General features: G+C 32.4%; 11 protein-coding genes and 2 rRNA genes (1 of these 13 only partly in view). 5 read left to right on the forward strand and 8 right to left on the reverse strand.

Going from position 1 to position 21,285, the window contains the following annotated elements; translation table 11 throughout:
* The 4 genes from BLW23_RS06565 to BLW23_RS06580 form a co-directional block, all read left to right on the forward strand.
* Positions 1-2,219, forward strand: a 23S ribosomal RNA gene (locus tag BLW23_RS06565) (it extends 648 nt beyond the left edge of the window).
* A gap of 120 nt (positions 2,220-2,339) precedes the next feature.
* Positions 2,340-2,448, forward strand: a 5S ribosomal RNA gene (gene rrf, locus BLW23_RS06570).
* A 95-nt stretch (positions 2,449-2,543) separates the two neighbouring features.
* On the forward strand, positions 2,544-4,637 hold the full coding sequence (pta, locus tag BLW23_RS06575; RefSeq protein ID WP_093668476.1) for a phosphate acetyltransferase: 2,094 nt from the start codon (positions 2,544-2,546) through the stop codon (positions 4,635-4,637).
* Between the two features lie 13 nt (positions 4,638-4,650).
* Positions 4,651-5,841 (forward strand): acetate/propionate family kinase, encoded by a 1,191-nt coding sequence (locus tag BLW23_RS06580; protein WP_093668477.1) that lies wholly within the window; start codon positions 4,651-4,653, stop codon positions 5,839-5,841.
* 61 nt (positions 5,842-5,902) lie between these two features.
* On the opposite strand, the gene galE is transcribed toward BLW23_RS06580, so the two are convergent.
* From galE to pelF, 7 genes are all read right to left on the reverse strand, one after another.
* Positions 5,903-6,913 (reverse strand): UDP-glucose 4-epimerase GalE, encoded by a 1,011-nt coding sequence (gene galE / locus BLW23_RS06585; protein ID WP_093669340.1) that lies wholly within the window; start codon positions 6,911-6,913, stop codon positions 5,903-5,905.
* Between the two features lie 53 nt (positions 6,914-6,966).
* Complete coding sequence (locus BLW23_RS06590) at positions 6,967-8,094, reverse strand: DegT/DnrJ/EryC1/StrS family aminotransferase (protein ID WP_093668478.1); 1,128 nt, start codon at positions 8,092-8,094, stop codon at positions 6,967-6,969.
* A gap of 69 nt (positions 8,095-8,163) precedes the next feature.
* Positions 8,164-11,895 carry a DUF2194 domain-containing protein gene (locus BLW23_RS06595; protein ID WP_176829771.1) on the reverse strand — a complete coding sequence of 1,244 codons (3,732 nt, stop codon included), beginning with the start codon at positions 11,893-11,895 and terminating at the stop codon, positions 8,164-8,166.
* A 77-nt stretch (positions 11,896-11,972) separates the two neighbouring features.
* Positions 11,973-13,946 (reverse strand): hypothetical protein, encoded by a 1,974-nt coding sequence (locus BLW23_RS06600; RefSeq protein ID WP_093668480.1) that lies wholly within the window; start codon positions 13,944-13,946, stop codon positions 11,973-11,975.
* Positions 13,947-13,952: 6 nt separating this feature from the next.
* Positions 13,953-14,756, reverse strand: a complete 804-nt coding sequence (locus BLW23_RS06605; RefSeq protein WP_093668481.1) for an endo alpha-1,4 polygalactosaminidase — start codon at positions 14,754-14,756, stop codon at positions 13,953-13,955.
* On the reverse strand, positions 14,743-16,338 hold the full coding sequence (locus BLW23_RS06610) for an MATE family efflux transporter (RefSeq protein ID WP_093668482.1): 1,596 nt from the start codon (positions 16,336-16,338) through the stop codon (positions 14,743-14,745). The genes BLW23_RS06605 and BLW23_RS06610 overlap by 14 nt, the downstream gene beginning before the upstream one ends.
* A gap of 3 nt (positions 16,339-16,341) precedes the next feature.
* Positions 16,342-17,874: a GT4 family glycosyltransferase PelF gene (gene pelF / locus BLW23_RS06615; protein ID WP_093668483.1), complete on the reverse strand. Its 1,533-nt coding sequence runs from the start codon at positions 17,872-17,874 to the stop codon at positions 16,342-16,344.
* Between the two features lie 225 nt (positions 17,875-18,099).
* On the opposite strand from pelF, the gene BLW23_RS06620 reads away from it, so the two are divergent.
* A complete protein-coding gene (locus BLW23_RS06620; RefSeq protein WP_093668484.1) occupies positions 18,100-20,490 on the forward strand; it encodes a penicillin acylase family protein in 2,391 nt (796 codons plus the stop codon).
* A gap of 52 nt (positions 20,491-20,542) precedes the next feature.
* On the opposite strand, the gene BLW23_RS06625 is transcribed toward BLW23_RS06620, so the two are convergent.
* Positions 20,543-21,277: a nitroreductase family protein gene (locus BLW23_RS06625; protein WP_093668485.1), complete on the reverse strand. Its 735-nt coding sequence runs from the start codon at positions 21,275-21,277 to the stop codon at positions 20,543-20,545.
* Positions 21,278-21,285: the final 8 nt, after the last annotated feature.

Below are 21,285 nucleotides of genomic sequence, written 5' to 3' on the forward strand. Positions count from 1 at the left end.
CCGAAGCGAAAGCGAGTCTGAATAGGGCGCTTAAGTTAGTAGTAGTAGACGCGAAACCGAGTGATCTACCCATGGGCAGGTTGAAGCTGTGGTAACACACAGTGGAGGACCGAACCAGTTGACGTTGAAAAGTCTTTGGATGACCTGTGGGTAGGGGTGAAAGGCCAATCAAACTCGGAAATAGCTCGTACTCCCCGAAATGCATTTAGGTGCAGCGTTGATTAAAAGTTTTATAGAGGTAGAGCTACTGATTGGATGCGGGGGCTTCACCGCCTACCAATTCCTGACAAACTCCGAATGCTATAAAATGTTTATCAGCAGTGAGGGCATGGGTGCTAAGGTCCATGTCCGAGAGGGAAAGAACCCAGACCATCAGCTAAGGTCCCCAAATATATGTTAAGTTGAAAAAACGAGGTGAAACTGCTTAGACAGCTAGGATGTTGGCTTGGAAGCAGCCATTCATTTAAAGAGTGCGTAACAGCTCACTAGTCGAGCGGTTTTGCATGGATAATAATCGGGCATAAACATATTACCGAAGCTATGGACTTTAAAAGTGGTAGGGGAGCATTCTATTTGTGTAGAAGGTGGACTGTGAGGTCTGCTGGAACGGATAGAAAAGAAAATGTAGGCATAAGTAACGATAATGCAGGTGAGAAACCTGCACACCGAAAGACTAAGGTTTCCTCAGCGATGCTAATCAGCTGAGGGTTAGTCGGGACCTAAGGCGAATCCGAAGGGAGTAGTCGATGGACAACAGGTTAATATTCCTGTACTTCTTATAAATGCGATGGGGTGACGGAGTAATGAACCCGCCGCGAGCTGACGGAATAGCTCGTTGAAACATGTAGGTATTAGTTCTGTAGGCAAATCCGCAGAACTAGCTAAAGTGTGATAGTACCACAACTCTTCGGAAGCGTGGATAGTGCGGTTAAGAACTTCCAAGAAAAACCTCTAAGCTCTAGTTTATAAGAACCCGTACCGTAAACCGACACAGGTAGTTGGGATGAGAATTCTAAGGTGCTCGAGAGATTCATGGCTAAGGAACTAGGCAAAATCGACCTGTAACTTCGGGAGAAAGGTCGCCTACTTCGGTAGGCCGCAGTGAAAAGATCCAGGCGACTGTTTATCAAAAACACAGGGCTATGCTAAATTGAAAGATGATGTATATGGCCTGACACCTGCCCGGTGCTGGAAGGTTAAGTGGAGGGTTTAGCTTCGGCGAAGATCTCAAATGAAGCCCCAGTAAACGGCGGCCGTAACTATAACGGTCCTAAGGTAGCGAAATTCCTTGTCGGGTAAGTTCCGACCTGCACGAATGGTGCAACGATCTGGATACTGTCTCAGCCATGAGCTCGGTGAAATTGTAGTATCGGTGAAGATGCCGATTACCCGCAGCGGGACGAAAAGACCCCGTGAACCTTTACTATAGCTTCGTATTGACTTTGGATAAGTAATGTGTAGGATAGGTGGGAGACAATGAAGTGGCGTCGCTAGGCGTTGTGGAGTCGTCCTTGAAATACCACCCTTTGCTTATCTAGAGCCTAACTCAGCGATGAGAACAGTGCGTGGTGGGTAGTTTGACTGGGGTGGTCGCCTCCAAAAGAGTAACGGAGGCTTCTAAAGGTTCCCTCAGCACGTTTGGTAACCGTGCGTAGAGTGCAATGGCATAAGGGAGCTTGACTGAGAGACATACAGGTCGATCAGGTACGAAAGTAGAGCATAGTGATCCGGTGGTTCCGTGTGGAAGGGCCATCGCTCAAAGGATAAAAGGTACTCCGGGGATAACAGGCTGATCTCCCCCAAGAGCTCACATCGACGGGGGGTTTGGCACCTCGATGTCGGCTCGTCACATCCTGGGGCTGGAGAAGGTCCCAAGGGTTGGGCTGTTCGCCCATTAAAGTGGCACGCGAGCTGGGTTCAGAACGTCGTGAGACAGTTCGGTCTCTATCTGCTGTGGGCGTTAGAAATTTGAGTGGATCTGACTTTAGTACGAGAGGACCGAGTTGGACTGACCTCTAGTGTATCTGTTGTCTCGCCAGGGGCACTGCAGAGTAGCTACGTCGGGAAGGGATAAGCGCTGAAAGCATATAAGCGCGAAACCCACCACAAGATGAGATTTCTTTAAAGGGTCGTGGGAGATTACCACGTCGATAGGCTATAGGTGTAAGTGCAGTAATGTATGTAGCCGAGTAGTACTAATAACCCATAGGCTTATGTACGATCCTCCCGAGCTAGCAATAGTTCGGGACGGAAACTCTTTAGAAGCAAAATATTGAGAATATTTACGATATAATTTTACCAGTATGTTAACTTATACAGTTGAAAAATACTGAACGATTTAAGGTGATTACAGCAATGGGGCTCACCTCTTACCATTCCGAACAGAGAAGTTAAGCCCATTTGCGCCGATGGTACTGCCACAGGTGGGAGAGTAGGTCGTTGCCTTTCTTTTTAAAACTCATCATTACATTTGTAATGATGAGTTTTTTTTTGCACTAAATTTAAATTAAATTTGTCCCTACAAAGTACCCATCTCTTAAATAATGAATAAAGCAATATATATAGCAGCGACAGAAGCTAATTCTGGTAAATCGATGCTTACCCTTGGATTAATGCAGTTACTGCTTAGAAATAATCCTAAAGTCGGTTATTTCCGACCTATTATTGATAACCCTGTCAATGGAAAAAGAGACAATCATATCAATACTGTTTTAACTTACTTTAATCTTTCAACGAGCTATGAGGACTCATATGCTTTTACGCGTTCAGAATTAGTTAATAAAATAAATAATGATGAAGAAGATGACGTTATTAATAAAATAATAGAAAAGTATAAGAAATTAGAAGAAGAATTCGATTACCTGGTTATTGAGGGAACTGATTTTTCAGATCATGCTGCAATAATTGAAATGGATTTAAATACACTTATTGCTAAAAACCTTGGTGTTCCTGTAATTATTGTATCAGGAGGAATTGGAAAGAGTTTAGAAGACTTTATACAAGGTTTACGTTTAACGTACGATTCTTTTACTAATAAAGATGTTGAAGTCATTGCTGTGGTAGCAAATAAGGTTCAACAAAAGAACATTCCAATAATTCTTAAAGAAGTAGGAGCTAATCTCCCAAAATCAGTTTCTGTAAATGCAATTCCAATCGATGAAAAATTGAATAATCCTTCGATAAAAGAGCTTTTGAAAGGAATTAATGCTAATGTATTATTTGGTGATGAATATTTAAATAATGCTACTGGAGGAATTAAGGTAGGAGCAATGCATCTCTCTAAATTTTTGAATCACTTAACAGAGGATTGTGTAGTAGTGACTCCTGCAGATCGATCTGATATATTATTGGGGACGTTGCAAGCAAATATATCTAGTAATTATCCTTCGGTTGCTGGTATTATCTTAACAGGAGGGATTGACTTAAGTTCGTCAGTAATAAAATTGATAAAAGGACTTGAGAAAATCATTCCTGTATTATGGGTTGAGGAAGGTACATTTAGTGTAGCTTCTAAACTAGGTACGATACGCTCTCATATTTATGCCGACAATAGTAGTAAAATTAAGATGTCAATTAATATGTTTGAAACATATGTAAATGTTGAAACATTAAAGGAAAAATTAGTTAGTTATAAAAAATCGAATGTATTAACTCCTAGGATGTTTCAATACAATCTATTACAAAGAGCAAAACAGGAAAGAAAGCATATAGTATTACCCGAAGGAGCTGATGATCGTATTTTAACGGCTGCTTCGCAACTTCAAAAAATAGACTTGGTTGATATTACAATTTTAGGAAAAAAAGTTAATATAGAGTCTTCTATTAAAAGATTGAATATTCCGTTTGACTTTGAAAAAACTCCTGTAATCAATCCAATTGAGTCTGAGTATTTTCATGATTTTGCATCGACGCTTTATGAACTTAGAAAGCATAAAGGTTTAAATTTGGCAATGGCTGAAGATTTAATGGCGGATGTGTCTTATTTTGGGACAATGATGGTATATAAAGGATATGCTGACGGAATGGTTTCTGGAGCTGCTCATACGACACAGCATACTATAAAACCTGCGTTACAATTTGTAAAAACAAAACCAGGTTTCTCGGTAGTGTCATCAATTTTTTTCATGTGTTTAGAAGATCGTGTTTCTGTTTTCGGAGATTGTGCAATTAATCCAAATCCAACAGCTGAACAGTTAGCTGAAATTGCTATTTCATCTGCTGATTCTAGTATCGCATTTGGAATTAATCCTAAAATAGCTTTATTATCATATTCTTCGGGAGCATCTGGAAAAGGTGAAGATGTTGATGTTGTAAGAAGAGCTACAGAAATAGTAAAAGAAAAGAGACCTGATTTAAAAGTAGAAGGACCTATTCAGTATGACGCTGCGGTTGATCCATCTGTAGGAAAGAAAAAGCTGCCTAATTCAGAAGTTGCTGGTCAAGCGAATGTATTAATTTTTCCAGATTTAAATACTGGAAACAACACTTATAAGGCAGTTCAAAGAGAAACAGGCGCATTAGCTATTGGACCAATGTTACAAGGTTTAAACAAACCAGTAAACGATTTAAGTAGAGGCTGTACGATAGATGATATATTTAATACAGTAATACTAACTGCAATTCAAGCTCAAGGATAAAATTCATTAGAATATGAAAATTTTAGTAATAAACTCGGGAAGTTCTTCGATAAAATATCAATTGTTTGTAATGCCAGTACAACAGGTAATATGTTCTGGAGTTATTGAACGAATAGGATTAGAAAATAGTAAAGTACGTTATAAGACGGAAAAGGAATCTATTGAAGAAATTACTGATATAAAGAATCATAAAGAAGGGCTGGAAAAAGTAGTAAAGTTATTATTGGACACTAAAGTTGGTGTGATTTCTTCAACTGATGAGATAATGGCTGTGGGACACAGAGTTGTGCATGGCGGGAGTTCCTTTACTGAAACCATTGAGGTAACTCAAGAAGTAAAAAATAAAATTAAGGATTTATTCCCTTTGGCTCCATTACATAACCCCGCGAATTTAGAGGGGGTAAATGTTGCTGAAGATATTTTTAATAAGGCTAAGCAAATAGCTGTGTTCGATACTTCATTTCATCAAACAATTCCAACAAAGGCATATAAATATGCTATTCCAAATGAGTTCTTGGAGAATGAAAATATTCGATTATACGGTTTTCATGGCACAAGTCATAAGTATGTTTCAGAACAGGCCATTCAATATTTAAATAAAGAAAATTTAAAAATTATAACAATTCACCTTGGAAATGGTTGTAGTATGACAGCTATTAAAGACGGTAGAAGTGTTGATCACAGTCTTGGGTTCGGACCTGCAACAGGTTTAATTATGGGTACGCGCAGTGGAGATGTTGATCATAGTTTAATTTTCCATTTAATTGATTCATTAGGGTATACTTCGGAAGAAGTAAATAAAATGCTTCATAAGGAAAGTGGTATGTATGGTTTAACAGGATACAGTGACTTAAGAGATATTGAAGATGCTGCAGATAAAGGTGATGATTTATGTAAGTTGGCTTTAGAAATGAATGCTTATAGAATTAAGAAATATATTGGATCTTATCTTGCAGCAATGAATGGATTGGATGCTATTGTGTTTACAGCTGGTATTGGAGAAAATTCTCAAAAAATGAGAGAGTTGATTTGTAAAGATATGGATGGATTAGGGATTTCTTTAGATGAGAAAATAAACGATCAAAGAGTAAGTGAGTTTACAGATATGAGTGCTAAAGATTCAAAAGTAAAAGTATTGGTTATTCCAACGAATGAAGAATTAGAAATTGCACGACAGTCATTTGAATTATTAGAAAATAAATAATTAGATTATTTTAAAACATAGTAAAAGAAACCCCAAGTTGATCAACTTGGGGTTCTTTTTTTTATGATTGACTTTGTTGCCATTTCCATGCGGATTCTAAGGCTTCATCCAACGTTTTTTCAGTTTTCCAATTCAACTCTTTACTCGCTAATGTAGTATCGGCATAAGCAGCAGTAATATCTCCTGCTCTTCTACCAACGATTTTATAGTTCAATTTTTTATTAGCTACTTTTTCAAAAGATTGAACTACTTCTAAAACAGAACTACCTTTTCCAGTACCAACATTAAAAAATTCAAAATTGGCTTTATTATTTTTATCTAATAATCGTTGAAGAGCCGCTATATGTGCTTTTGCTAAATCCACCACGTGAATATAATCTCTAACAGCAGTTCCATCTTCAGTTGGATAGTTATCTCCAAAAATGGACAGTTCCTTTCTTATTCCGGCCGCAGTTTGAGTAACAAATGGGATTAAATTTTGAGGAACCCCAAGAGGTAGCTCTCCAATTTTAATGCTATCATGCGCTCCTATTGGGTTGAAATAACGTAAAGCAATAGCATTTAAATTATGAGCATTACAAGCTTCCTTTATAATTTCTTCACCAACTTGCTTGGTATTTCCGTAAGGAGATTCAGCTGCTTTTACTTGGGCATTTTCAGTAATTGGTAATTCATCTGCTTGACCGTATACAGTGCAAGAAGAACTAAAAATAAAGTTATCCATATTTTTATCTCTCATTTCCTGAAGTAAGTATACCAAAGTACCTATATTGTTTTCGTAATAATCTAATGGTTTGTCTACACTTTCTCCAACAGCTTTGGATGCTGCAAAATGGATAATTCCGTCAATTTTATTCGAATTAAAGAAAGCTTTCACATCAGATTTAACTCTTAAATCTATTTTATGAAAGTCTGGTCTTTTACCAGTAATTTCAATAATGCTTTCCAAAACTTCTATTCTGGAATTCGATAAATTATCAATAATCACAACTTCGAAACCTGCATTCTGAAGTTCTACAACAGTATGCGATCCAATAAAGCCTAACCCTCCTGTTACTAGGATTTTTTTCATGTTCATTTAATTTTTTAGAGGTTAAAGAAATTAATTATGTTAAAGTAGTGTAGTTAGTTTAAAAAATTTAAAATAGTTTGGCTTATAAAACCTTGTTGTTCAGTATCTAATTCAGTGTGCATTGGTAATGAAATAACTTCATTAATCAATTGGTTTGTAACCTCAAAGTCTTTTTCGTTATAACGATCGTCTTTATAGGCTTTTTGAGCATGTAATGGTACTGGATAATAAATGGCGTTAGGAATGTTATTGTCCAATAAATGTTTATGTAATGCATCTCTTTTTCCATTGGTAATTCTTAAGGTATATTGATGGAATACATGCGTCGTGAAATCACTTATAACTGGAGTAACAATGTTTTTATCACTTTTAAAAGCGTTCGAATAAAACGCTGCCGCTTTTCTTCGGGCGTCACAATACGCATCTAAATTAGGGAGTTTAGCTTTTAAAACCGCAGCTTGTATACTATCTAATCGAGAGTTTACACCAACTACGTCATGATAATATCTTTTGTACATTCCGTGATTAACAACACCTCTTAATGTATGTGCTAATTCATCATCATTAGTAAAAATTGCTCCACCATCACCGTAGCAACCTAAGTTTTTCGAAGGGAAAAAAGAAGTTGTTCCAACATGTCCAATAGTACCAGCCTTTTTTACTGTACCATCAGAGAAAGTATAATCAGCACCAATAGCTTGTGCATTATCTTCAATAACAAATAAATTGTGCTCTTTAGCAATTGCAATAATAGTTTCCATATTGGCACATTGTCCAAATAAATGAACAGGAACAATGGCTTTTGTTTTTGGAGTAATTGCTTTTTTTAGAGCTTCAATATTAATATTAAACGTATCTAATTCTACATCAACCAAAACGGGAGTTAATTGCAGTAGGCCAATAACTTCAACTGTTGCAGCAAAAGTAAAATCAACAGTAATAACTTCATCACCAGGTTCTAAACCCAACCCCATCATTGCAATTTGTAAAGCATCCGTTCCATTGGCACAAGGAATAACATGTTTTACATTTAAATAATTTTCTAAATCAGCTTGAAATTCTTTTACATACGGACCGTTGATATATGCTGAAGAGTTTAAAACTTCTTCAATTGAAGTATTAACAACGTCTTTTATTTTTTGATATTGACTCTGTAAGTCAACCATTTGTATTTTTTTCATTGTATGCGTTTTATTGCTTCAAAAATACGACTATAATTTGTTTTTTTAAAGGTCATTAAAGTAACTTATTTAAGGGATGTAGTATGACAACCCAATATTAAATGTATTTGAATAATACAAGTCATGTTGAAATAACTCTCCACTGAAATTAATGGTAAAGTTTTTTCGTAGGTGAAAGTTGAGTTTAGCTCTATATCTTGAAAAATATGATGAGTAACTATCATAAAAATACATCCCGTCCAAAAGAATAAAGGTTTTATCAATATCCGTATTAAGTTGGTATTGTAAGCCACCACCTGCAAAATGTCTATTGGTTGTCATCCAGTATGGAATTCCATTTAAATCAGCAGAACCTATGGAATGAGTACTTTCGGCTACAGTTCTGAAAATATTATTACCATATTTATATACAGGGTAATTTATAGAAAGTGAAAGTGTTATATCAGAATTATCATCTGTATAATAATTGGTTTCAAGGTATGCTGTAGTGTTGATTTTATTTTTGAAGTTTTTTTCGTAATAACATCCTAAGGTGTTTACATATAAAAAGTCTTCGAAACCAACATTATTTCTGACAGGAGAGGTTTTATAATTCAAAGCGAATAAGCTATTTTCTAAATTATAACTTCCTTGAATTCCAAGCTGAAAAAAATAGTTATTTCTATCGGTTTCGAAACCAAAATTACCAGAATAACTAAGAACTTGACTAAATGATTTTGAATTTTCAAATTGATAATTTATACCATAAAGAGAAAAGCTTTTCCCTTTCTTATTAACAATATCATTTACTAAGGAATGTGTAAACGAAAAATTATGAACATGCTTTTTGCTATTAATAAAACTATAGGTGAACTTTTTATCGAATGTACTTATATCGGCTCTGTTTGTATTTAAAATTGATTGTATGCTGTATAGGTTGTTTTCTTCTAACATAATGATTCGTTGAATACTGTCTGTTGTTTTCTTAAATAAGAAAGAATCATTATTTAGTAATAATTTTTGCGTATTTCTTTTTTGGTACAAGAAGAATGTATTCAGTTTTTTCCGAATGGACTGGTATTCTCTATGAGATGTTGAGATTTGAGTAGCAACACTCCATGCTTTTAAAAACTCTTCATTAGCCAAATAAAGATCAATCATTGTTTTATCCGCTAGAAACTTTTCTTCATTAGATTTATATTTAAAGTTAGAATAGAAAGACTCTAATTCTGCATTTTTTTTAGCTTCAAATAACCAATAAAGTTGTGTTTCAATTGTGATCTTATCAGATATAGATGCCCATTCCAAAGCTTTTGATAGTTGTTTTTTTTCGTAAAAATACCAAGCGAGTTCATTAGCAATATATTTATAATCAACACTTACCTGGAGTTCATTGAGAACAGCTAGTTTGTCATTGCTTTTATTCCATAAATATGTAGATATATAAGCAATTTTGTTTTCAATAGTGGGATTCAATTTCGAAATTAATTGTAGCTTTTCTTGAATTGATTTTTGATTCTTTTTACTGTTATGGTTTTTGATATATTCTTTTAACAAGTTGAGCTTAGTATGAATGTCGTTTGCTGTAATTATTTTCCGTTCTAACCAAATTAACTTACTTTTTTCTGATGGATACCAAATAAGCTTGGCCATTTTTTCAGGTAAGCAAGCCGCGTTGAAATTTTGATGTTTATAATAGTAGTTTTCTAAATCATTCCAAAAAAGTTTTTCTTGTTTAGCCCATCCTGAATATTTAGCATATTCTTTCCATGTCTCTATGGATAATATATCGCTTTCGAATATTTTTTCTCTTAAAGTTTTTAGTTTTTCGTTCAGTATATCTTTGATGGTTTCTTTATAGGTTAAATAATTATTGAATTCGGTTAAGATATCTTTAGAGAATAGATGATCGGCTTCTTTTTCTAATTTTGGAATACTAAGTTTTCCATCAGTTGTTTTTATATTTACAATGAACCCGTCAAGTAATTTGGTTTTTGTAAAGACGTAGTTTTTTCCGACTAAATACTGGAATGTTTTTTTTGCTTTTTTGTTAGAAATATAAACAAACCAATCATGCTCTTTTTTTGGGGATGTTAAATTTTGAACAATATAAAATCTGTCATTCTTTTTATGTTGAAAATCATCAACTCTTAATTGAGAAACTAATTTACCTCCAATTTTAATATTTGGAAACTTTGTAAGTGGATAGTTTTTAATATGGTTTTGAATGAGTTTTTCAAAGGTTGGATACATTCCAGGTAGGTTTTGATCATTCGTTTTCCTCCAATTTAAACCTAATTCATTTCTAAAACTAAACTCTCCTTTCGTTTTTAAGTTGCCCATGATTGGAATTTGATAAATGTCATCAGGATGAACAAAGTGCGACCAAACTCCAGTGTATAAAAACATAGATTCTTTTAAATATTTTTTAAAAGTATTTAAATAAAAGCCTGAAGTGTTCCTTGGAAAGTCGAACATTTCATTAGTATATGGCTCGGGATTGAACTCGCGATCTCCACCTTTTTTAAATTTTCCGGTATAAAGACTACACATATACTTTAATGAAGGCAAGCCTTCATGCAAAGCTAAAAGACCTTGCTTATCGATGTAATTTGAAGGTGGGATATATGAAATAGGATGATGACCATAATTACTGATGCTCCACATTTTTTTTACGGAATTCATGGCAATTTTTATATTCTCCGATGTCCAGCTTTTTTTTAGAAGGGATACATGATTATAGCCATGTATACCCAATTCATGATTTTGATTTAATACATCTTGAGTAATTTGATGTGGAATAGGGATAAAATTTTCTCTGGCTGAATTCCATTGTTTGTATGAAAAAGGAGGTTCAACATTTTCATCATAATCGAAAATGATTGTAGTGGTATAATTAATATTGTATCTTTTTGCTAATTTTAACATATCACTCCACCAAATATCTTTAACAAATTTCTGACTGGAAACATTGTACTCACTTAATATGGGTTCTTTCATAAAAGGATATACAGGGCTAGGGAAATCATCTAAAAAAATAGTGTTTATATTGGCAATCGGATAAGGAACTCCTTCGAGGGAAGAGATAATACAAGGGAATAATAGTCCCCTTTCATATTTAGAGATTTCAAAAGTTGTATTAAATAAAATGACTTTACCTGAACCAACATTGTTTTGGAGAATAACAGGATAGTTTTTTTCGTTTACTGAAGTTAATATTGTTTTTATACTTTTATTGAAACTACCTTTATTGAAACCATAGTGAATTAGATCTTTAAAAATTTCAATTTTATTGAGGTTGGGCGTGAAATTATTGTTAAACAAAACTCCTTTAGCAGTAGTGTTGTATGAATGTAAAGAGCTTTTTTTTTGTAGTCCAATTAAATAATTTAGACGTTTATCGGTTGGTAAGTTGGTAAATATAATCGTACCACCATTCACGGTAAAAAGAATTAGTTTTTCTATTGCTTTTTTGGATAATAGTTCTGTTTTATCTAGAAAAATTATTTTCAGGGTATTCGGGATTTCAAATTTTTCGTCTTTTAAATTCTCGTTAGAGATAGTAGAAAAAGGGATTTTGGTATAATCGCAGAGTTGCTGAATATGAGAAAGTGTTTCCTTATGTTTCCCTGAATTTCCTATAAAACTTACTAGAGGACTTTTCTTATTTATAAAATAGTTGCTTTTTGAAAATGTGTTTTTTGAATTCGATATGTTTGACTTTAATAAGCTATTATTATCTGAATAAAAGCCGTAAACGGAACAAGCAAATAGGAACAGGATTATTCCTATTTTAATAAATTGGTTAGTTTTTCTTTTCACATGAATAAATTTAGGTTCAGTATTTTACATGTTGTACATGATTTTGTGGGAGGAATTAAGGTGTGTGGTTATAAGTTTTACAGTCTCTTATCGTAAAACAACATTTTGTTTACGTTGCTACTATTTTTCTTGTTGATAATTTTATAAACTCGGAGACGATTGGTATTTACATACAAAGAAACGTTCCGACCTCTCGATTTTAATACTTTAATAATGCTGTCATTTTTCTTTAGTTGCTTCTCTGGTGTTAAGAAACCTATTCGACTAACATTCTTATCAACCCCTAATATTTCAAATAAGAATACGCTATTAGGTATAATGGCTTCTGGATGAGCTTTCAAATAGCTTTTTTTCTTTCTATTGTTATGGAATATAGAGTCTTTTTCTGCATATGTTCTGTTCAATTCATGATAGTTAATAAAAAAATGATTGGACGTACTAAAGGTAATCGCTCCTTCATGGTTAACGACGGCATAGCTATATGGTAAATGAGACGTAATAATTTTATCATAAACTGAAAGTAATTGTCTATTGGTTTCATTTGACTTTTTAAATCTTTTGAGAAAATTCTTTTGAAAAGTTCCACCAATGAAAAAAGTGAGTACAATGAAGAAAGAAGAAATGTAAGCAGAGTTTTTCGAATCAAACCACTTTATGTTATTGAAAAGTAAGTCTGAAATAATGCATCCAATACTAAGAGGGGTTAGAAAACTAAAAACAGAGAGTAAAAGGTTTTTATCTATAAGAAAGAGTTCAGTATGATAAAAAGCAGCTACAAATAAATAGAGTGTACAAATAGTAACAGAAATGAGGTTTAATTTATGATTTAGAATATTAATAACTATGGTTATTGTAGATAATATTGAAACACATTTGATTATGGTTTCATAATTAAAATAAAGACTTTCAGTTTTAGTGAAATTAGATATTTCTATAAAGCTGTTTTTTAAAAAGAAATCAATATTGAAGTGTCCATACTCGTAAAATGACATAAAAAAAGTCAGAGTGAGTAACCCAATGGTAAAAGGTAACAAGAATAATGTTATTTGTTGACTGATTGTTTTGCTATTATCGAAAAAAACAAGAATTATGAACATAGGGGTTACCAAAATAATCATAGAAGCAAATGAGGTTAATGTAATGGCAACAAAAGCAAGGCATAGGATAAATAAGTTTGTTCTGAATTTATAATAATGCTGCTTTTCGGATGTTTTAACAACAACAGGTAATAAGATAAAGATGATCGTAAATATTTTCTGATGTTTAAATATTGATGTAAGATCTATTGGTAGGATACTCAAGCCAGCAAAAAATAAAAAAGAAGTTAGGATCGGAGTTAATAATTTGTCTTTTCTACTAATTCTTTTTACAATGAAAAATATTAAAATTGATAATATAATTGTTTGTAAAAGACCGAACATTTGCAAACTCATGCCTGGGCTTACTTTAAAAAAGTAACTAAAGATACTAATAAGAGCGTATTCACCCATTTCTTGATACTCAATGTTAAACCACTTTTGATTTTGTACTAGAGTGAGTTTTTCATAATCTGTAAACCAATTTTCAGAAAATAAAAATAAGTCATTAGAATAAAAAAACATCCGAGTTAAAAACACGAGTGTTATAATTATAAGTACAGAAATAAGGTCGTAGAGTTCAGAATTACTTAATTTTTTAGGTGTAATAGAATTAATAATATTCTGCTTTTTTTGAGAGCTTTCAATAAATCCGATATAGTCTGTGGTATATTTATCAAAAGAATGCTTCAGGTAAGAATAAATAATTTTAGGATGATTGAAGTTATTTAAATCAAACATCAAAAAAACAAAAACCAGCCATAAAAAATTAAAAAGGTTAAAGGCATTTAAAAGAGTAAGGAAGAAAACAAGAACAATACTCAATGAAGCATATTTACTAATATTAATAACAACGAATTCCGAAAAAAAATATTCAGTTTTCTTTTTAGAGTTTCTTCTAATTAGATAAAAAAGAATAAAGACAACAACAAACCTTATTAAAGCATAAAGAAAGCTCGTTTCATGTAATTTCATTAGATATTATTTAAAGATAGGGGTGTTTTGTAAATCAATTTGTCCAACGAATACATTCCAGTTAAACTTCTTTAATTTTCTCAAGATTTTATTTTTTCCTTTATCACTGTCCATATATTCTATAATAATGAATGGTATATTGTATTCCTGTTCAATCTTTTTAATATTGATTGCCTTGTGTTGAAATTCCTTTTTCTTTCTGAACTGATATTTTTTCTTTTCAAAACTGTATGAAGTTATAACTGATTCTACTGCCACAGAATCTACCAAATTATGGGACATTTTTATTAAATCTAAACCAGCGTTTTGCATCAAATAAATGCCCGAATACTGTTTTTTAAGATCAATTAAAAAAGACAATAAATACTTTTGTAAAAACTTTTGCTTACCATACATTCCGTAATTATCAATATTATCTAAGAAGAGCCCATCAAATCCTTTTACTTTAATTTTATCTTTAATGTCTTTCATTAATATTTTCTGAAGCGGCTTTTTCTCTAAATCTAAGTAATAGCTATTCCATATTTCGTTTTTACCAGAAAGAACAAACGATTTTGCTTGTTCGTAAAAAGGAGTGTATTTATTTACTTCACCAAGAGAGATATAACATAATACATGGCGATTGTACTGTTTTAAAACAGCTACTTCACCAGCAGTATAATGACTCGCTTCAAGAATAACATAGGTGTAATTTCTAATCTTTTGAATAGGAACCTTTCCATAGCTGAGGAAAACATTGTTTAAATTGGCAAAAGATTTAAATGATAAAACCGAACTAAGTAATACAAGTAAATATTTATAATGTAGCATAATAATCTATGTTTTTATACACCTTTATATTTTCTTTAAGACTTAAAAAAGTAAAGGCAATAGAAGCGATTAACATTCCATAAACACTATCCTCATATGAGAATAAACGGCTAAGAATTAGCCCAGAGGTTATATTAAGAAAACAAGCAAAGGAAAGAATTTGAAGAACTTCTTTTTGTTTTTTCATGGATAATAAATAAGAAGAGTTTAGCATTCCTATGCACAAAAAGAAATAACCAATAATACCTGCATTAGCTACTTTAATATTTATACTTTTTAAGGGCTCAATAAAAAAATGGTTGTAACCCCAATTACCATAAAATATGTATAAAATAATTAAGTAAATAGGTAAAGCAGCTAAGAATACTAGTAAGATGTTCTTAAAATATAGTTTACGAATTTTTCTTTTGTATTCTTTTAAATTGGCTAGTACTATTTTGTTTTTATATTCATTTAATAAATTAAATAGAGAAGTATTTCCATACTCAAGAATTCCAGCAAGAAGAAGAAAGAAAATAATAGAAATGTCCATGCCTATTTCATAGTCTTTTTCATAGTAAATTGGCATAAAGAAGTTACTAACCTTTGTACTAGACCAAGCAACGATCCTGTCAATAAAAAAAAAGAGATTAATTAAGACTCCATATAGAAAAGGATATAAATTATTGTAAAATAGGGCTCCTTTCTGAAAAATTATTTCACTAGAAAGACTTTCTTTTCTTTTAAACTTAAAGTAGAATACTAGGAATATCATTACTGTAGAAATAGCAACGAAAAGTCCAAGAAAATGAAGCTGATAAATATTAAAAAAAGTGTTTCCGGTTAGAGGTAAGCATACAATAGTTGCTAGGAGAGTAGCGAGTAAAATTATTTTACGATTTTTTATAACATGAAGTGGGGCGAAAACTAAAAATAACAAAGCAACCCAAAAGGCATATGCTCCAATTAGTAAAGCTGTTTTTAAAGGATATAATGGTAAAATTAAGTTGATAAAAAATAAGAGAGCAATAGAAGAAATGATGAAAAAGGCTCCTTTCTTTAATAAAAAGAAGGTCATTTGCTCAACTAGTTTATAGTCTTTTAAATAAAAATGCTTTGATACTTGATTACCGATTACCTGAATAAATCCGCCACTTATAATCATTCCAATAACAATTCCTAAAACAACAACTGTTGATTGAACATGATTAAATCCAGTGTATATGTATATCGAAAAGCCATAAGCAATAATTGATGTCAGTTGAATAGCAAAAGCTAAGAGATATGATGTACTAAAAAAATACTGTTTAAAAAATAAATAAGCATTTAGAATTACCTTTTTAGGCTTATTTTCATTTAAACTTTCATATTCTAATTGTTTTTCATTCTTAATAAGTGATTTTGCATTTAAAGTAAGTTCTTGGAATATGTATTTGGCTAGCTCCCAAGAGTCTTTATAGCCAAAATCATCCTGAACATTTTCACTTTTTATTCCTAAAGATTCCAGGGTTGCAACGACAACGTCAATAGACACGGGGGAACCTATTTTGTCTTTAATTTTTTGGAGGAGCACAATAGTACTCTTCTCAATGTTTTTTACCATTGTTTAATAAAAGGGAGTTAGCTTTTTTGTAGATATTCTTTTGGTGGTTAAGTCTTCGTAGGTTTCTTCGTACGATTGAATAATTTTATTGAGTGTAAAGTTTTCTAAAACTCTTTTTCTAGCCTCAATCCCCATATGTTTGCGTATATCTGGATTGCGAAGTAAATAAATTACTCGCTCACCTAAAGTGTCGTGGTCCTTTGGGTTACAAACAAAACCTGTTTTTTCAGTAATAGCTTCAGCTACGCCACCAACATCAGTGCCTACAACCGGAACTCCACAGCTCATTGATTCAATTACTGTATAAGGAAAGCCTTCGGAAATTGAGGTTAAAATAGAAATATCGCCTTCCAAAAAAGCTTTGTTAGGCTGACTGTGATGACCCGCTAAGATGAAATTATTTTTAAGATTTAATTTATGAATTAAATCTTCACATTCTTTTACATATTCCAAATCAGCTTTCTTATCACCGTAAACAATAAACTTAACATTAGGGATTTTACGGGTAACATATTCACAAGTTTTAATCATAGTAATGATATCTTTCAATGCAAATATTCTAGCAATAGCTACAACTGTTGGTGTACTTTTTAAATGATCTGGCTTTTCACCAATATTGAAGCGATTTTCATCAACCCCATTGTAAATTACTTTTGATCTTTCTTCATCCAAGCCATATCTAAATTCCCATTTTGTGTTAAACTTACTTACCGATGTCACTAAATCAGCTCTAGTATATGCAAGCCTACAAATAGATTCAGAACTCTTTATGATTAAGTTTTTAACAAAGAAAGATAATGAAGAACTACTTATATTAATCATATTTTCTCTTATAAAAACACCATGTTCCGTTACCATTATAGAAGACTTGTATTGCTTTTTCGCTATAAGTGCGGGTAAAATTGGAAGCCCAGCTAAAGTAATATGAACAATATCTACTTTGGGTATTGGAACAGATAAAGTTAACAATAGTTTGTTTATATATTGAAGTGAAAAAGCAACATCGCTAATTACTAAATCACTTGGAGTATCGGTACTTTGTTCAATAATGTTTTTAAACTCTCTCCAAACCAATGGATGTTTTGTGGTAGTATTGTAATCGTACTTTTGAAAGTATTCCCATAAATCGTATATACTTTGTTCAAGTTTGTCTAAGTTTCTATTATTACCGACAAGGTTTGAAACAAATATTTTAAAAGGGTCAAGAAAATAATATTGAATACTAATGCTATTAGTAGCTTTTTTCTTAGACACTGTATGTTTATATGAATTACCATAATTCATAATATCACACAAATCATAAGAAGTCCATAGAGGAACTTGAATAATTTCTTTTACATTATCATGAATGCTATACTTAGGTTTTTCTTCATAATGAGCATTTAATGCATAAATTACATAATCAACCTTTTTGGTTAAGTTACACAATGTATGTGACCAACTTGAGACCCCGCCATAATTATAAGGATAGGTACCTTCCGTAATAAGAAGAACTCTTTTATTTACAACAGATTCTCTTATTTTTTTTAAATTCATATCAAATTGTTTAAAATTTAAAAATAAGAGTTGGGGGGAATCGCAAATGTATAGAAAAGGCTTTAGTTGATAAATAAGGGTTTTTGCTGAAACTTAGCTAGGGGTTTTACCAGTTGTTTTTAGGGTTTGTGAGTGGTTTTTATGAAACTAAAAGAGCAATTGTATTAAAGGAAGTTTATAAGATGATATTTCTGTCTATATTTATCAAAGGAAAATTTTTATAAAATGGGTTTATTTAAAAAAGTGTTTAATAGAAAGGTTGTTGTTATAGTATTTTTATTGGCAGTAGTTGGAAGTTTTTTTTTCTATAGAAGCTTGAAGCCAACATACAATGGAGAATTGGATTTGAATGGAATTTCGGATCCTGTAACCGTGTATTTTGATGAAGTAGGTGTGCCTCATATTAATGCGTACAATAATATAGACGCTTATACAGCTTTAGGGTATGTTCATGCTCAAGATAGGTTATGGCAAATGGAACTAATTCGAAGAATTGCGGCAGGAAGGCTTGCTGAAATTTTTGGAAAAGATTTGTTACGAGTTGACAAGTTTTTCTCTGGCCTAGGAATAGAGGAAGCTGGAGCAAAGAGCATAGCACGAGCTAACACAGAGAAAGAGTCATATAAAATGGCTATGGCTTATTTAAATGGTATTAATCAGTTCATTGAAAACGGAGCTACCCCTATTGAGTTTTATATGGTAGGGATCGATAAAGAAAAATATACGTTAAAAGATATTTACAATGTTTTTGGTTATATGGCTTTTAGTTTTGCTGTGGCTCATAAAACAGATCCTATGCTTACTGAGGTTAAAGAAAAGCTGGGTGAAAACTACTTAAACGAACTTGTAGGATCTGAGTATTCAAATTTAACGCTTATCAAAAACCAAAAAAATCCTGAGTTGAAGGCTGATTTTGCAAAAGCAATAAATCATATAATGGATAAACTGCCTGTCTCACCATTTATAGGAAGTAATTCATGGGTAATAGGAGGGGAGAAAACTGAATCAGGAAAAGTACTTTTTGCAAATGATCCTCATATTGCATATTCCCAACCTTCAGTTTGGTATCAATCGCATATAAAAACTCCAAATTATGAAATGTATGGATTTAATTTAGCCTTAACACCTTTTCCTTTACTTGGCCATAATAGAGAATATGCATATGGATTGACGATGTTTGAAAATGATGATGTAGATTTCTATTACGAAGAGAACTCTGAAGAGGATGATATGTACTATAAAACAAAAGAGGGACTTAAGAAGTACGAATTAATTGATAAAACTATTAGAGTTAAAGATGAGCCAGATACAACATATCAGGTAAAAGTAAGTAAACATGGACCTATAATGAATGGGCTGATTGAACATTTAAAAGATCCTCGTCCAATAGCAATGCAATGGATTTATACTAAAGTGGAAAGTGATTTACTAGAAACTTGTTATCATTTGTCACATGCAAGCTCTCTTTCAGATTTTAAGAAAGGGGCAGCAATGTTACATGCTCCAGGGCTAAATATCATGTATGGTGATGCGAAAAATAATATAGCATGGTTTGCCTCTGGAAAACTATACAAGTACAGAGATAGTTTATATACAAAAGTTTTTTTAGATGGAACTTCTGGCGAAGATGAAATTCTTAAGTATTTAGATTTTGAAGAAAATCCACAAGCAGTTAATCCAGACTGGAATTATGTTTATTCTGCAAATAATCAACCAGATTCTATCGCAGAGATGTTGTATCCCGGGTATTATTTACCTGAAGATAGAGCGAGAAGAATTGAAAATTTATTAGACATTAAAAATGATTTCAAAAAAGAAGATGTAGCAAAGATGATTTATGATGTCACTTCAGTTACTGCTCCTGAAATTATTAATTCCTGGTTGAAGTATATTGAAAAGAAGGATTTGACACCAAGCGAAATAAAAGCCATGGATCTATTAAAAAACTGGAATGGTTATTATGGGAAAGATGAGGTAGGTCCCGTAATTTATAATAGAGTGTGGTATGAGTTTGTAAAGAACACTTTTAAAGATGAAATGGGAGAGGCTTTTGACCAATTTATGAATACTCCTTTTGAAGAAAAGGTAGTGGCAGCTCAGGTAAAAAGAGAAGAATCTGTTTGGTGGGACGATATAAAAACTACAAATAAAAAAGAAACTAAAAAAGATATTATTTTAAAATCGTATAAGAATGCAATGACTTTCATTGAGAATCAGTTAGGAGCTAATGTTGATGACTGGAAATGGAGAAGAGTACTTTCAGTTGAGCACGAACACGCCATAGGTAAAGCAGGAGGTGTTTTAAGAAAAATGTTCAATGTTGGTCCTTTTGAAACAGTAGGAGGTGACCAAGTGATCAATAATAATATTTATAAAATTGATAGTACAGGATATTATAAAGTTCACGCAGGGCCATCAACAAGAAGAGTTATTGATTTCTCAGATATTGAAAATAGTATTACTGTTATTCCAACGGGACAATCTGGAAACGTATTGAGTCCACATTACAAGGATCAAGCTGAAAAATATTTAAATGGAGAGTTTGTAAAAATGAAACTTAACCAAGAAGAAATTTTAAAGTCAGAAAATGTTCTCATTTTTGAACCTAGCAAATAAAAAAAGTCAAAATAAATTGAATATAAAGAGAGGTGTAAAACCTCTCTTTTTGTTATATTTTTTTGTAAATTTCTTCAAAAGGAATTCGAAAACGGTTGCCATAAACCCCTTCAGGTTTCCGAATACCACAAGAAACAATCATGTTTATTTCAGCTTTATAAGGTAAATTTAATAAACGTTTTACACGTTTTGTATCAGAACCTTCCATTGGGCAAGTATCATATCCTTCAGCGGCCATGGCAAGCATAAAAGTTTGAGCAGCCAGTCCGCAAGTTTTGTGGGCAACAATACGCATATCACTATTTCTCACCTCTCTGTACATTGGACGAAATAAGCCAGTAATTGAAATCATAAGGTATTTTAACCACCCAAAAATCCCCAAAAAATCGAAATAGGCAAAAGGAATTATTTTACCATAGTAGTTTCTAGCAACTTTTTCACGTTTTCGCCATTCAGACTTAGGTTTGTTTTTTCCAAAAACCTGATCCATAAAATCTAAGTTTGCTTTAGCTCTCTTTCTCCATAAATCTTTTCTTACAACGAAAACGACCAATTGCTGTGCCGTTTTTGCTGCATTTTGATTAAAACATAACGGAGCAATTTTATGAATATAATCTTTTGAAGTTATATGATAAAACTCCCAAAGTTGCATATTACTACTACTAGGAGCCAAACTTGCTAACTCAAGACATTTTGCAACAATGGCTGGATCAATAGGTTTTTCAGGATCATATATTCTAACTGATCTTCTATGTTTTATAGCTTCGAATGTGGTTTTTTCTGACATTAATATGA

The organism is Tenacibaculum sp. MAR_2009_124 (genome assembly GCF_900105455.1).
Taxonomy (GTDB): domain Bacteria; phylum Bacteroidota; class Bacteroidia; order Flavobacteriales; family Flavobacteriaceae; genus Polaribacter.

Coding starts and splice junctions, on each gene's coding strand:
- pta (WP_093668476.1), top strand. CDS start 2,544: ATGAATAAAGCAATATATATAGCAGCGACAGAAGCTAATTCTGGTAAA.
- BLW23_RS06620 (WP_093668484.1), top strand. CDS start 18,100: ATGGGTTTATTTAAAAAAGTGTTTAATAGAAAGGTTGTTGTTATAGTA.
- BLW23_RS06605 (WP_093668481.1), bottom strand. CDS start 14,756: ATGCTACATTATAAATATTTACTTGTATTACTTAGTTCGGTTTTATCA.
- BLW23_RS06600 (WP_093668480.1), bottom strand. CDS start 13,946: ATGAAATTACATGAAACGAGCTTTCTTTATGCTTTAATAAGGTTTGTT.
- pelF (WP_093668483.1), bottom strand. CDS start 17,874: ATGAATTTAAAAAAAATAAGAGAATCTGTTGTAAATAAAAGAGTTCTT.
- BLW23_RS06625 (WP_093668485.1), bottom strand. CDS start 21,277: ATGTCAGAAAAAACCACATTCGAAGCTATAAAACATAGAAGATCAGTT.
- BLW23_RS06590 (WP_093668478.1), bottom strand. CDS start 8,094: ATGAAAAAAATACAAATGGTTGACTTACAGAGTCAATATCAAAAAATA.
- galE (WP_093669340.1), bottom strand. CDS start 6,913: ATGAAAAAAATCCTAGTAACAGGAGGGTTAGGCTTTATTGGATCGCAT.
- BLW23_RS06610 (WP_093668482.1), bottom strand. CDS start 16,338: ATGGTAAAAAACATTGAGAAGAGTACTATTGTGCTCCTCCAAAAAATT.
- BLW23_RS06580 (WP_093668477.1), top strand. CDS start 4,651: ATGAAAATTTTAGTAATAAACTCGGGAAGTTCTTCGATAAAATATCAA.